Below are 13,905 nucleotides of genomic sequence, written 5' to 3' on the forward strand. Positions count from 1 at the left end.
GAAAATCCTTGTGGGGGCGAATTCATTCGCTAAGGGCTGCGAAGCAGCCCCCAGTGACGTCAACGGGCATGCCTGCGGCCTGCATAGCGAATGAATTCGCCCCCACATATATAAGCCGGCTCCATGTGCGTCCCAAAAACAAAAACCCCGGCACAAGGCCGGGGTTCTTGGTATCGCGGGGCAGGACTTAGTCGACAGCCTTGACCATGTCCTCGATCACCTTCTTGGCATCGCCGAACACCATCATGGTCTTGTCCATGTAGAACAGTTCGTTGTCCAGGCCGGCGTAGCCGCTGGCCATGGAGCGCTTGTTCACGATGATGGTCTTGGCCTTGAAGGCTTCCAGGATCGGCATGCCGGCGATGGGCGACTTCGGATCGTTCTTCGCGGCCGGGTTGACCACGTCGTTCGCGCCGAGCACCAGCACCACGTCGGCCTGACCGAACTCGGAGTTGATATCTTCCATCTCGAACACCTGCTCGTAGGGCACTTCGGCCTCGGCCAGCAGGACGTTCATGTGGCCCGGCATACGGCCGGCAACCGGGTGGATCGCGTACTTCACGTTCACGCCACGGTGGATCAGCTTCTCGGACAGCTCCATCAGCGCGTGCTGGGCACGGGCCACCGCCAGGCCGTAGCCGGGGACGATGATCACGCTGTCGGCGTTGGTCAGCAGGAAGGCAGCGTCGTCGGACGAACCGGATTTCACCGGACGCTGCTCCTGGCTGCCAGCCGCGGCGCCGGCGTCAGCTTCGGCACCGAAGCCGCCGAGGATGACGTTGAAGAAGGAGCGGTTCATCGCCTTGCACATGATGTAGGAGAGGATCGCACCCGAGGAACCCACGAGGGAGCCGGCGATGATCAGCATCGAGTTGTTCAGCGAGAAGCCGATACCGGCCGCCGCCCAGCCCGAGTAGCTGTTCAGCATGGACACAACCACCGGCATGTCGGCGCCGCCAATCGGGATGATGATCAGCACGCCGATGACGAAGGCGAGCGCCACCAGCAGGGCGAAGGCTGCGATGTTGCCGGTGAGGGTGAAGTACAGGCCCAGGCCGATGATGGCCAGGCCGACCAGCAGGTTCAGCTTGTGCTGGCCGGCGAACTGCACCGGGGCACCCTGGAACAGGCGGAACTTGTACTTGCCGGACAGCTTGCCGAAGGCGATGACCGAACCGGAGAAGGTGACGGCACCGATGGCTGCGCCGAGGAACAGTTCCAGGCGGTTACCGGCCGGGATGGCATCACCCAGGGCAGCAACGATACCCAGGGACTGCGGCTCGACGACGGCGGCGATGGCGATGAACACCGCAGCCAGGCCGATCATGCTGTGCATGAAGGCGACCAGCTCCGGCATCTTGGTCATTTCGACGCGCTTGGCCATGATCGAACCGGCGGTGCCGCCGACCAGCAGGCCGACGATCACGTAGCCGATGCCCTGGGTGGCCAGCTCGGCGCCCAGCTTATAGATGAGGCCGACAGTGGTGAGCACGGCGATGGCCATGCCGATCATGCCGAACAGGTTGCCGCGACGCGACGAAGTCGGGTGCGACAGGCCCTTGAGCGCCTGGATGAAGCACACCGAGGCGACGAGGTAGAGAACAGTGATCAGGTTCATGCTCATGGTCAGTGCTTCTCCAACTGCGCTTTCGGCGCTTTCTTCTTGAACATTTCCAGCATGCGGCGGGTGACCAGGAAGCCACCGAAGACGTTCACCGCGGCCAGTGCCACCGCCAGGGTGCCCATGGCCTTGCCCAGCGGGGTGACGGTGAGGGCGGCGGCCAGCATGGCGCCGACGATCACGATCGCCGAGATGGCGTTGGTCACAGCCATCAGCGGGGTGTGCAGGGCCGGGGTGACGTTCCACACCACGTGGTAGCCGACGTAGATGGCCAGCACGAAGATGATCAGGTTGTAGATGCCGTCGGAAATCAGGTCCATGGTCTCTATCCTTATGCGTTCGCTTTTTGCGGAGCAGCGGTCGCGGCGGGAGCGCCGTTGCTACGCACGACATTGCCGTCGCGGCACATCAGGCATGCGGCGACGATGTCGTCTTCGAGGTTGATGTTGAGCTGGCCGTCCTTGTCGATGACCAACTTGAGGAAGTCCAGCAGGTTGCGCGCATAGAGGGCGGAGGCGTCCGCCGGCACCATGGCTGCCAGGTTGCTGTGGCCGACGATGGTCACGCCGTGCTTGACCACTACCTGGTCGGCTTCGGTCAGCGGGCAGTTACCGCCCTGGGCGGCGGCCAGGTCGATGACCACGGAGCCCGGCTTCATTTCGGCAACGGTGGCCTCGTGCAGCAGGGTCGGTGCCTTGCGGCCCGGGATCAGCGCGGTGGTGATGACGATGTCGGACTGCTTGGCGCGCTCGTGCACGGCCTTGGCCTGACGCTCCATCCAGGAGGCCGGCATCGGGCGGGCGTAACCGCCGACACCCTGGGCGCATTCGCGCTCTTCGTCGGTCTCGAAGGGAACATCGACGAACTTGGCGCCGAGGGACTCGATCTGTTCCTTCACCGCCGGACGCACGTCAGACGCCTCGATCACCGCACCCAGACGCTTGGCGGTAGCGATGGCCTGCAGGCCTGCGACACCGGCACCGAGGATGAGGATGCGCGCGGCCTTAACGGTACCGGCGGCGGTCATCAGCATCGGCATGAAGCGCGGGTAGTGGTGAGCCGCCAGCAGCACGGCCTTGTAGCCGGCGATGTTGGCCTGGGACGACAGCACGTCGAGGCTCTGGGCGCGAGAGGTGCGCGGCGCCGCTTCGAGGGCGAAGGCAGTGATGCCGCGGGCATTCATGCGCGCGATGACTTCGTTGCTGAAGGGGTTGAGCATGCCGACCAGTACGGCACCGGCGCGCATGTGGGCCAGTTCGCCTTCGGTCGGGGCAACCACTTTCAGCACCAGGTCGGCGCCGAAGGCAGCGGCGTCGTTGCCGATGACGGCACCAACGGCTTCATAAGCGCTGTCCGGAATGCTGGCGCTGACGCCGGCACCGCTTTGGACCGTCACCCGGTGGCCTTGGCTCACCAGCTTCTTGATGGTTTCGGGCGTCGCGGCAACCCGCGTCTCGCCAGCATGGCTTTCGAGAGGAACACCGATGTGCACTTCAAATCTCCTGCGTGATCGATCTGGTGAACCAGTGCACTGCGGATGGTGCTCTGGCGAGGCGAATCCGCCTTTCAACAGCCTGGTATCGCAAAGCCGAAACCTGGTGGCGCGGCATTCTGCAATCGGAACCTCAACTGCTTCAAGCAGTTCTGGAGTAAAACGATACAATAACTACAAGTCACGATTCGACTTGCTGTCCCTGGCTTCCGTTCCAGACCCCGTCATCACTGGTGGAGGCGAGCCTTCACCAAGGAATCCGATGCCGGTCTCCATCCCCAGGCTGAATGACTATCCATCAAAGCAGCGCCAGTACAGGCTTTGGGTACGTGACATCCTGCCGTTAATGGCTGGCGCACTGTTAGTAAGAGTTTTTAATAGTTGCCATAAGGCTGCGGAAAATGGGCGTTCTGTAGCTTTTGAGAATGCTTGACTACAGGGTCAAGAATTGAGATTTGGCCGTTTTCCGGCAAAAGCGTAGTTCGTCTGCAAGCCAGTCGTCTTGCGGCCTGCGCCATATTGTCGCGGGTCGTCAGTCAGGTTTCGGGGCTGGCCGTAGTGTGTGCTGAGCGCACGATCGGGGGGGGGCGGTGTGCACGGCGCACCCAACCGGGGCTCACACCAGCAAGCCGAGAGTCTTGGCGCGCATCACAGCCTGAGTACGGCGTTTCACACCGAGTTTGCTGTTGATCTTCTTGGTGTGGGTTTTCACCGTGTTCACCGAGATGAACAGATAGCCGCCAATCTCCTGGTTGGAGAAGCCCTCGGCCAGCAGCTGCAGCACCGCACGCTCGCGCTGGCTGAGGAGGCTTGCCTGGTCGCCGTCGAGAACCGCCGTACCTTCGCAGCGCGGGTAGTCGCGCAGCAGGCCATGCATGCCCAGGCGCTCGGCCTGTTCCAATGCCTGGCGCTGCAGGGGGCCGGCGTCGGCGCGATCGAGGGCGCGCCAGGTGGCGGCCAGGGCCAGGCTTACTTCGCACGCAAGCGGCGCGAACTGCATCGCCTGGCAGCGTTCCAGGAGGGGCAGCAACAGGGCTTCGGCCTGTTCGACACGGCCGGACTCCAGTTGCGCGCGAGCCAGCAGCAATTGATTGCGCAGGGCCAGGGTGGGGTAGTCGAGCGGTGCCATCCAGGCGCACTCACCGACGAAATAGCGCTGAATGCGCAGGGCGACCGGTTCGATGCGATCCCAGCGGCCCTGGCGGGCGAGCACGCGCATGCCTTGCAGGTTCAGAACGCCGCTGTAGGTATAGCGCCAGACCTGGCGGCAGTGCATCTGCCGTTCAGCTTCGCGCAGCTCCTGATAGGACTGGTCGAACTGTCCGCGGCGGGCGCGCAGTTCCGCCAGCCCGAGGAAGCCGTGCAGGGCGAAGGGATCGAGGCAGCCCTGGGCCTGATCCAGGCCGGCATTCAGGGCGCGCTCGGCGTCTTCCAGGCGATCGGCGACCAGGTGCAGTTCGGCCTGGATCAGGTACAGGCGCCCGAGCATCAGGCTGTCCACCTGCTTGCGCTGGCCGATCAAGGCGAAGCTCTGCTCCAGCAGCGTCTGCGCCCGGCCGAACTCGCCGCGCAGCAGCAGGAGGCGGATACGGTCGAGGTTGATCAGCACTTCGAACAGCAGGCTGCCGTGGCGGCGGGCGATTTCCAGCGCCTTGTGCAGGTGAAGGGGGGCTTCCTCCGGGGCGCCACTGGCCATGGCCACCCGCGCCAGGCTGGAGTAGCAGAACAGGATCGGCATCCAGTCGTGTTCGGGCAGGTGCGCCAGGGCCTCGCGGCAGTGCTGCTGCGCACTGGCGATATTCTGGCTGCGCAGGGCCGCGAGTACGCCATGCAGGGCCTGGCTGTTGGCCAGCAACTTGCGATTGCGCAGGGCGGTTGGCTGCGGCAGGAAGTGGCCGAGCTTGGCGATGCAGGCCTCGGCCTCGTCCAGTCGCCAGGAGATCAGCAGGCCCCAGGCATTCAGGCTGAGCAGGCGCGGCGTGCTTTCCAGCAGGGCGGCGGGCAGCCGCGCCCGCCAGGCGAGGAGATGGGCCAGATGCTGTTCGCCGGTCAGCCATTCCTGGCCGAGGCGTTCCAGGTAGTTGGCCGCCGCTTCCGGCTGGCCGGCGCAGAGGGCCTGTTCGATGGCGTCTTCCACCTGGCCGGCGGCGATGAACATGCGACAGGCACTGAGGTGCAGGCGCGTGGCGGCCGCTTCGCTGATGCGGTTGCGCAGGGTTCTCGCCACGGCGGGTAACACGCGGTACCAGGTTCCGTGTTCGTCCAGGGGCATGCAGAAGGCCTGGCGTGCCAGCAGGCGCTCGAAGAGTTCGGCGCCGTCGCTGTCCTCCCAGAGGTGCTGGCACAGCTCGGCGGAAACTTTGGGCAGGTGTGCCAGGGCGAACAGGCAGGCCGCTTCGTCCGGACTCAGGCGGTTGAGCAATTCGTGATCCAGGTATTCCTTGAGCCAGCAGTGATTGCCGCTGGCGCTGGACGGCGCCTTGCCGGACAGGTGCAGCCGCACGCCGGCACACCAGCCTTCGGTCTCTTGCCAGAGTTCTTCGCGCAGGGCGGCGCTGGTTTGCGGTGCCAACTGATCCACCAGTTGTTCGTGTTGCGGGCGATCGAGGGCCAGTTGGGTCGCGTCCAGTTCCAGCAGCTCACCGGCCAGCAGTAGGCGCGGCAGGTTCCAGGCCGGTCGCTGGCGCACGCTGACCAGCAGGCGCAATTCCGGCAGGGCGCGGGCGAGGAGCTGGTCGATGCAGTCATCGAGGCCGGCCGGTGGATGACCGGGGTAGTCGTCCAGGATCAGCCAGGTGCATTCGCCGCGATGGGCGAGCAGCTGTTGCAGGGCCTGGGCGGCGGGCAGGGCGGGAATGCGTTCGCCGAGCTCGGTGGCGAGCTGGGCGAGCAGCTGTTCCGGGGTGAGGGGTTGGCCCGCGAGGTTGAGCCAGATGACCAGGCCGGGCTCGGCCTGGGCGCGGAGAAATTCGTTGAGCAGCACGCTCTTGCCGAAGCCGGCGGGGGCGCAGAGCAGTCGAAGCTGGGCATCCTGGGCGGTGAGTCGGTCGACCAGCCCGGGGCGCGGGACATGGGCCGGCGGCAGTCGCGGCAGGCGAGACGGAAGGACAGGCGGTGTCTGGCCGGAGCGGGGCATGGGGCGGTTCTCACTGCGTTGTTGTTATGGATGAACCGGACCCTCGCAGACTAGATGGCCAATGGGTGGGCTAGAAGCAGCATGGACAGCGCTTATGCAGCGCCATAACGGCTATGGGCAGGCAGCGGACGCCCCGCTTGGGCGGGGCGTCCGGAGTGCTCAGCGGATACCTGCGTTGCGCAGGGCGGCGGGGGTGTAGTCGGCGCCGGTGGCGGCGAAGCCGAACTCGATGCCGTGCTTTTCTTCGTTCTTCAGGCCCAGGGCGATGTAGCGCCCGGCGATGATGTCGTAGAGGGCTTCCACCGCGAAGGTAGCGACCTGGCGCTGGTAGTGGTAGCTGGCATGGCCTTCACCGACACGCCAGAGCTGGCCGCGGCCGTCGTAATGGTCCGCGTAGGCGATCTGCCAGCTGTCTTCGTCGATGAAGTAATGGCGTTTGGCGTAGATGTGCCGCTCGTTGGGTTTAAGGGTGGCGACCACTTCCCACACACGGTGCAGCTCGTAGCGGGTCAGGTCCTGGTTCAGGTGGCCCGGCTGAATGATCTCCTTGTAGGTGAGCTTGGGCGATTCCAGCTTGTAGCTGTTGTAGGGGATGTACATCTCCTTCTTGCCGATCAGCTTCCAGTCGTAGCGGTCCGGCGCGCCGGAGAACATGTCGAAGTTGTCGGCGGTGCGCATTCCGTCGGCGGCGGTGCCCGGGCCGTCGTAGGCGACCTGCGGAGCACGGCGCACGCGGCGCTGGCCGGCGTTGTAGAGCCAGGCCAGGCGCGGTTCCTTGACCTGGTCGATGGTCTCGTGGACCAGCAGGACGTTACCGGCCAGGCGCGACGGTGCCAGCACGCGTTGCTTGAAGTAGAGCAGCACGTTGGCCGACTTCGACTTGTCCAGCTCATTCATGTCCGCCGGGAAAGCCACCTCGTCCTGGAATTGCACGGGGGTGAAGGAACCGTTGGTCTGCGGGGTGGCCTGGACCACCAGGCGCCGGGCGTTGCCGCCGCGGTAGCGGGTGATGTGGTTCCACATCACTTGCACGCCATCCTTGGGAATCGGGAATGCGTAGTAGTGGCTGTCGGCGAAGTTGGACAGGCCGTTGCCGCCGTCCACCGGCTGGGTGTTGAGGGCGCTCTGCTTCGCCGCGTCATAGATCGCCTGGGGCGCTGCGGCACTGCGATGGCTCGGGTAGACCGGGATCTTGTAGGTGCTGGCGTAGCGCTTGAACATCGCCATCTGCCCGGGGGACAGCTTGTCCTTGTACTGCTCGGCGTTGGCGGCGGTGATGGTGAACAGCGGCTGCTCGTTGGCATAGGGATCGCCGACGAAGCCATTGGCGTCGACCACTGCGGCGTTGGTGGGCAGGCCGCCGGTCCAGGCCGGGATGCTGCCGTCGGCATTGCCGACCTTCTCCGCGCCCAGCGGGGTGAGGCTGGCGCCGAGTTGTGCCGCTTCATCCGGGCTGACGGCGGCCATGACGTTGGCGGCGAGCAGGCTGAGGACCAGGGCGCCGCTTTGCAGGATGTTTCTCTTGTTCATTCTGGAAATCCTTGCAATCAGAAGTTGAGGCCGAAGCTGAGTGCGACGAAGTCGCGGTCAGTGGTCACGTTGTAGTGGCCGCCGAAGAAGTCGGTGTACGACAGGCTGGCGGTGTAGGTGTTTTCGTATTCGGCGTTGAGGCCGACGCTGATGGCCTTGGAGCCTTCGTTGAAGTTCGGGCCGTAGCCGTCGACGTCATGGGACCAGGCGACGCTCGGGGTCAGGTTGATACCGGCGAAGACGTTGCTGTACTCCAGGCTGGCGCGGGCGCGGTAGCCCCAGGAGCTGCTGGTGTAGAAGCCCTTGTCGTTGCACTCGCGTTGCTGCGGGCTCGCAGCGGTGAGTGCCAGGCACACGGCTTGGGAGGACAGTTGGCCGGGTCCGTAGATGGGGTCGCGGCCATAGCGCAGTTCGCCGATATCGTCATTCAGGCCGCCGATGTGGTTGTAGCCCACCTCGCCCACCAGGGTCAGGCGGCTGGCGCCCATGACCTGGTCGATGAACTGGGTGGCGGTGACCTGGGCCTGGGTGACCGGCTTGCGGACGTAGCCGTGCAGGTCTTCGCCCGCGCGGTTGAGGGAATGGCCGCTTTCGAAGATCGGCGAGTTGGGCACGCCCAGGGCAGCGAAGGACAGGTCGGTACTGTTCAGCTGCAGCGGCATGTTCGGGCGGAAGCTGACCTCGCCGGCCAGCGAAGTGCCTTCGACGTTGGTCTGGAAGCTGACGCCGTAGAGGCGGATGTCTTCCGGGTACTCGATGAAGTAGCGAGCACCGGGGGCACCTGGAATGATCGCCGCGCTCGGCGTGCGGGTGCGGATGGTGCTGAAGATGGGGCCACGGCTGTGGTAGTTCATCGCGTAGGCGCCGAACTCGGTATCGTTCAGCTCCGGCACGAACCAGCGCAGGGCCACGCCGAACTGGCCGCTGTCCTTCGCGTCGCGGTCTCCGGCGCGGGGGATGTAGAGGGTGGCGCCGGTGTTGGTGGATACGCCGGGCGGCAGGTCGGGACCGTTGACCACCAGGCGATCGACGCAGCCATCGGCGACCACGTCGGAGGTGGAGAAGAAGGTGCCGCAGTTGTCGGCCACCGTCTGGTCCCATTCGAGCTGGTAGAAGGCCTCGGCGGAAAGGCTCTCGGTCAGGCTCTGCGAGACATAGATCATGTTGACCGGGATCAGGCCTTCCTTGATCTCGGCGCCGGGTCGGCGGAAGGCGGCGACGTCGATCGGGTTGATCGAGTTGATGCTGTTGCCGATGAAGGTGCTTTCACCCCAGCTCACCACCTGCTTGCCGACGCGGAAGCTGCCCGGCAGGTCGCCCAGGTTGTAGTTGTGATAGAGGAAGGCATCGAGCAGTTGGGCGCCGGAGGACTTGGCGCCCTCTTTGCGGTTGTGGTCGTCGATGTCGTAGAAGAGTCGGTGCTCGTCCTTCAGCTCGAAGTCGTACCAGTACTTGCCGCGCAGGAAGACGCCGGTATCACCGTATTTCAGTTCCAGGTCGTGGATGCCCTTGAAGATCTTCGAGAAGGTCTCCCCCTTCTTGAAGTTCAGGCGGCCGTCGTCGGAGGTGCGCGAGAGCGCTTCGCCGCCGCTCGCGGTGGAGATGAATTCCGGGTCCGGCGAGCGCACAGCCCAACTGGCGCCGACCGAGAGGGAGGAGTCGAACTGGGCTTCGATCTCACCAATGTTGAACGTGATGGCAAAGGCCTGGGCGCTGCAACCCAGGGCGATGGCGGCGGCCAGCGTGTGCGGCCGGAAGATTCCGCGCATTGTTCTTGTTGTCATGCGGCTCTCCAGAGCGGGTCTTTGGAGGGCTCATGCTAATCAGCCGCTACCTCCCGCCATAACTGCCTGAACGGGCGATTTCATCCATCACCCGAGTGGGTGATGGGGGCGCTGTGTGGGGAGCCGGAAAGGGTCTTCGCTCTGTCGGCGGACGGGGGGATGGTCGATCGGTGCTACCGGTGGTTACAGCTCAGTCCAGACCGGCCTCGCTGCGATACATACGGGCGGCTTCCACCAGCCAGTTGCGGAAAGCGCCAAGGGCAGCGGACTCGAGCTTGCGCTCGGGGATGATCAGGTAATAGGCCTTGTCGCTGCGGAAACTGTGGGGATGGGCGATGACCAGGCGGCCGTCCGCCAGTTCGCGCTGGATCAGGAAGGGCGGGATCAGCGCCACCCCCATTTCATGCATGGCGGCTTGAGCGAGCATCGAGAAGAGCTCGTAGCGCGGCCCGCTCAAATCACGGGCGACGTTCATCCCCTGGGAGCTGAACCACTGGCGCCAGGCGTAGGGGCGGGTGGTCTGCTGTAACAGGGGCAGGCGGGCGATGGCGTCGGGTGCAAGGTTGTCGTGCCCTTGCAGCAAGGCGGGGCTGCACACCGGAACCGAGTGCTCGTGCATCAGGAAGTCGGCGCGAGTTCCTGACCATTCGGCATCGCCGAAGTAGAGAGCCGCATCGAAATCGGTGTCGGCGAAGAGGAAGGGGCGGGTGCGGTTGGTCAGGTTGACCGTCACTTCCGGATGCAGGCGCTGGAAGTCTTTCAGCCTGGGCACCAGCCACTGGGTGCCGAAGGTGGGCACGATGGCGAGCTCTACCGTCATCGCGCCTTGCTGACCCATCACCGCGAGTGTGTCGCGCTCCACGGCATCGAGCTGGGCAGCAATGCGACGGGAATACGCCAGGCCGGCTTCGGTGAGCTTCACGCCACGTCGGGATCGCCGGAACAGCTCCAGTCCGAGGAACTCTTCAAGTCCTGCGATCTGTCGGCAGATGGCGCTCTGGGTTAGCGCCAGTTCATCGGCAGCCTTGGTGAAGCTCTGGTGGCGGGCGGCGGATTCGAAGGCGATCAGAGCGGCGGTGCTGGGGATCTTCCGGCGCATTCTGTACCTCCGGTTCACAAATAAAGGCTTGAAAATGGGGTGTTTGGCTTTTCGGAGTGAGAAATTAGCACAACAGCATGCGAAATCCTCGTTTGTCCGATAGGGCCTAGGCTGTCTAGGATGCGTCAACACTAATAAGGCAGTGGCCCGCGATGGCCCGCCCCCTGAACTCCGCTTACCGAGGACACTCCCCATGGCCGCCAAAGCAAGCTTCAACTGGATCGACCCGCTGCTGCTGGATCAGCAACTCACCGAAGAAGAGCGCATGGTGCGTGACAGCGCCGAGCAGTTCGCCGCCGACAAGCTGGCTCCGCGCGTGCTGGAGGCCTTCCGCCATGAGCAGACCGATCCGGCGATCTTCCGCGAGATGGGTGAGACCGGCCTGCTCGGCGCGACCATTCCGGAAGTCTACGGCGGCAGCGGCCTGAACTATGTGTGCTACGGCCTGATCGCCCGTGAAGTCGAGCGCATCGACTCCGGCTACCGCTCGATGATGAGCGTGCAGTCCTCCCTGGTGATGGTGCCGATCAACGAGTTCGGCAACGAAGCCACCAAGCAGAAGTACCTGCCGAAACTGGCCAGCGGCGAATACATCGGCTGCTTCGGCCTGACTGAGCCGAACCACGGCTCCGATCCGGGCTCGATGATCACCCGCGCCAAGAAGGTCGACGGCGGCTACCGCCTGACCGGCAACAAGATGTGGATCACCAACAGCCCGATCGCTGATGTCTTCGTCGTCTGGGCCAAGGACGATGCCGGCGAGATCCGTGGCTTCGTGCTCGAGAAGGGCTGGCAGGGCCTGTCCGCACCGGCAATCCACGGCAAGGTCGGCCTGCGTGCATCCATCACCGGCGAGATCGTGATGGACAACGTTTTCGTTCCGGAAGAGAACGCCTTCCCGGATGTGCGTGGCCTGCGTGGTCCGTTCACCTGCCTGAACTCCGCCCGCTACGGCATCTCCTGGGGCGCCCTGGGTGCCGCCGAAGCCTGCTGGCACACCGCGCGCCAGTATGTGCTGGACCGCAACCAGTTCGGCCGCCCGCTGGCCGCCAACCAACTGATCCAGAAGAAGCTGGCCGACATGCAGACCGAGATCACCCTGGCCCTGCAAGGCTGCCTGCGTCTGGGTCGCATGAAGGATGAAGGCACCGCGGCGGTGGAAATCACCTCGATCATGAAGCGCAACTCCTGCGGCAAGGCGCTGGATATCGCCCGTATGGCCCGCGACATGCTGGGCGGCAACGGCATTTCCGACGAGTTCGGCGTGGCCCGTCACCTGGTCAACCTGGAGGTGGTGAACACCTACGAAGGGACCCACGACGTCCATGCGCTGATCCTGGGTCGTGCTCAGACCGGCATCCAGGCGTTCTTCTGACCTCAGCCCGGGCCTCTCTTCTCTATATATAGGAGAGAGGTCCGAGTCCCTTCACGAACTCAGGTGACCTCATGGCTGGCGCTCTCTCCCATATCCGCGTGCTCGACCTCTCCCGCGTACTGGCTGGCCCCTGGTCCGGCCAGATCCTCGCGGACCTGGGGGCCGAGGTAATCAAGGTCGAACGACCGGGCTCCGGTGATGACACCCGCGCCTGGGGGCCGCCCTTCCTCAAGGGCGCCGATGGCCGGGATACCAGTGAAGCGGCGTACTTCCTCTCCGCCAATCGCAACAAGCAGTCGATAACCATCGACTTCACTCGCCCCGAAGGCCAGAAGCTGGTTCGTGAGCTGGCGGAAAAGTCCGACATTCTCATTGAGAACTTCAAGGTGGGTGGCTTGGCGGCCTATGGACTGGACTATGAGTCGCTGAAGGCGATTAACCCGCGCCTCATCTATTGCTCGATCACCGGCTTCGGACAGTTCGGTCCTTATGCCAAGCGTGCCGGCTACGATTTCATGATCCAGGGCCTGGGTGGGCTCATGAGCATTACCGGGCGTTCCGATCAGGAAGAGGGAGCAGGCCCGGTCAAAGTGGGTGTGGCGCTGACTGACATCCTCACCGGCCTTTATTCCTCCGTGGCGATGCTGGCTGCCTTGGCCTCGCGGGACATCAGCGGCAAGGGTCAACACATCGACATGGCGCTGCTCGACGTGCAGGTGGCTTGCCTGGCCAACCAGGCAATGAACTACCTGACCACAGGCAATCCGCCAAAGCGTCTGGGTAATGCCCATCCGAACATCGTGCCCTATCAGGATTTTCCGACTGCCGATGGGGATTTCATCCTCACCGTGGGTAACGACAGTCAGTTCCGCAAGTTTTGCGAGGTCGCCGGTCATCGGGAGTGGGCGGACGACTCGCGTTTTTCAACCAACAAGGCCCGGGTTGCGCATCGCGCCGAGCTGATTCCCCTGATTCGTCAGGCGACGGTCTTCAAGACCACGACTGAGTGGGTCAGTGCATTGGAAGAAGTCGGTGTGCCCTGTGGGCCGATCAACGACCTCGCGGCAGTGTTCACCGATCCGCAGGTTCTGGCGCGGGGGCTTCGCGTCGAGCTGGAACATCCCTTGGCCGGCGTGGTGCCGCAGGTGGCCAGCCCGCTGCGCCTTTCCGACACCCCGGTCGAGTACCGCATGCCGCCGCCGCTTCTCGGCGAGCACACGCAGGAAGTACTGCAGCGCGTGCTGGGCCTGGCGGCGGAGCAAGTGGAGTCGCTGCGCAAGGCGGAAGTTATCTAGCTCCTTCTTATATAGGTACCAAGAGGCGCTGAAGATAATTTCAAATAGGTGTTGACGGCAGATTCTGCATCCCTATAATGCGCACCTCTCCCAGCGACGAAGCAGAGAAAGAGCTTGAAAATCAAGCACTTAACTTAGGCGAGGTGTTGGGAGAGGTGATCGGCGAGCGGTGGTAGTGCTGGCCGCTTCAGTCTTCCGAAAGGAGTGAATGAAGGCGATCATCGAGGTGTTGACAGCGAGTTGTAACGCTGTAGAATGCGCCTCCCGCTGACGAGAAGAGTGAATCGGATCGGAAGCGCAAGCGGTTGAGTAGAAAAGAGATTTTCGAAAAACAGCTTGACAGTAAGAAAGGCTGCTGTAGAATGCGCGGCCTCGGTTGAGACGAAAGACTTGATCGAAACGCTCTTTAACAACTGAATCAAGCAATTCGTGTGGGTGCTTGTGAAGTAAGACTGATAGTCAACTGATTATCAGCATCACAAGTAACACTCGTGAATTCGAGAGTTTATTTGCGATTGCTGAGCCAAGTTTAGGGTTTTCTCAAAACCCAAGCAGTATTGAACTGAAGAGTTT

At 63.6% G+C, this 13,905-nt stretch carries 9 protein-coding genes; 2 read left to right on the forward strand and 7 right to left on the reverse strand.

The features are described 5' to 3' along the window. Positions 1–187 precede the first annotated feature (187 nt). The 7 genes from DM872_RS22855 to DM872_RS22885 form a co-directional block, all read right to left on the reverse strand. Positions 188–1,624, reverse strand: a complete 1,437-nt coding sequence (locus DM872_RS22855; protein WP_077524281.1) for an NAD(P)(+) transhydrogenase (Re/Si-specific) subunit beta — start codon at positions 1,622–1,624, stop codon at positions 188–190. 2 nt (positions 1,625–1,626) lie between these two features. Beyond that, positions 1,627–1,941 (reverse strand): NAD(P) transhydrogenase subunit alpha, encoded by a 315-nt coding sequence (locus tag DM872_RS22860; RefSeq protein WP_151131177.1) that lies wholly within the window; start codon positions 1,939–1,941, stop codon positions 1,627–1,629. Between the two features lie 11 nt (positions 1,942–1,952). Beyond that, positions 1,953–3,113 carry a Re/Si-specific NAD(P)(+) transhydrogenase subunit alpha gene (locus DM872_RS22865; RefSeq protein WP_179061566.1) on the reverse strand — a complete coding sequence of 387 codons (1,161 nt, stop codon included), beginning with the start codon at positions 3,111–3,113 and terminating at the stop codon, positions 1,953–1,955. Positions 3,114–3,729: 616 nt separating this feature from the next. Next, complete coding sequence (locus tag DM872_RS22870) at positions 3,730–6,249, reverse strand: LuxR C-terminal-related transcriptional regulator (protein WP_179061567.1); 2,520 nt, start codon at positions 6,247–6,249, stop codon at positions 3,730–3,732. Between the two features lie 159 nt (positions 6,250–6,408). Further along, positions 6,409–7,779, reverse strand: a complete 1,371-nt coding sequence (locus tag DM872_RS22875; RefSeq protein WP_179061568.1) for a DUF1329 domain-containing protein — start codon at positions 7,777–7,779, stop codon at positions 6,409–6,411. A 17-nt stretch (positions 7,780–7,796) separates the two neighbouring features. Beyond that, complete coding sequence (locus tag DM872_RS22880) at positions 7,797–9,563, reverse strand: DUF1302 domain-containing protein (RefSeq protein ID WP_179061569.1); 1,767 nt, start codon at positions 9,561–9,563, stop codon at positions 7,797–7,799. 190 nt (positions 9,564–9,753) lie between these two features. Next, entirely contained in the window at positions 9,754–10,662 is a 909-nt protein-coding gene (locus DM872_RS22885) for a LysR family transcriptional regulator (RefSeq protein ID WP_179061570.1), read from the reverse strand. 193 nt (positions 10,663–10,855) lie between these two features. Here DM872_RS22885 and DM872_RS22890 point away from each other — a divergent pair, with 193 nt between their 5' ends. Beyond that, a complete protein-coding gene (locus DM872_RS22890; protein ID WP_179061571.1) occupies positions 10,856–12,037 on the forward strand; it encodes an acyl-CoA dehydrogenase in 1,182 nt (393 codons plus the stop codon). Between the two features lie 71 nt (positions 12,038–12,108). Then, on the forward strand, positions 12,109–13,332 hold the full coding sequence (locus DM872_RS22895; protein ID WP_179061572.1) for a CaiB/BaiF CoA transferase family protein: 1,224 nt from the start codon (positions 12,109–12,111) through the stop codon (positions 13,330–13,332). Positions 13,333–13,905 lie beyond the last annotated feature (573 nt).

Source organism: Pseudomonas taiwanensis, assembly GCF_013393345.1.
In the GTDB taxonomy this organism is placed as follows: Bacteria; Pseudomonadota; Gammaproteobacteria; order Pseudomonadales; family Pseudomonadaceae; genus Metapseudomonas; species Metapseudomonas resinovorans_C.

Excerpts from the sequence above, each read along its gene's own strand:
- DM872_RS22855 (WP_077524281.1), bottom strand. The coding sequence starts at position 1,624 with ATGAGCATGAACCTGATCACTGTTCTCTACCTCGTCGCCTCGGTGTGC.
- DM872_RS22860 (WP_151131177.1), bottom strand. The coding sequence starts at position 1,941 with ATGGACCTGATTTCCGACGGCATCTACAACCTGATCATCTTCGTGCTG.
- DM872_RS22870 (WP_179061567.1), bottom strand. The coding sequence starts at position 6,249 with ATGCCCCGCTCCGGCCAGACACCGCCTGTCCTTCCGTCTCGCCTGCCG.
- DM872_RS22875 (WP_179061568.1), bottom strand. The coding sequence starts at position 7,779 with ATGAACAAGAGAAACATCCTGCAAAGCGGCGCCCTGGTCCTCAGCCTG.
- DM872_RS22880 (WP_179061569.1), bottom strand. The coding sequence starts at position 9,563 with ATGACAACAAGAACAATGCGCGGAATCTTCCGGCCGCACACGCTGGCC.
- DM872_RS22885 (WP_179061570.1), bottom strand. The coding sequence starts at position 10,662 with ATGCGCCGGAAGATCCCCAGCACCGCCGCTCTGATCGCCTTCGAATCC.
- DM872_RS22890 (WP_179061571.1), top strand. The coding sequence starts at position 10,856 with ATGGCCGCCAAAGCAAGCTTCAACTGGATCGACCCGCTGCTGCTGGAT.
- DM872_RS22895 (WP_179061572.1), top strand. The coding sequence starts at position 12,109 with ATGGCTGGCGCTCTCTCCCATATCCGCGTGCTCGACCTCTCCCGCGTA.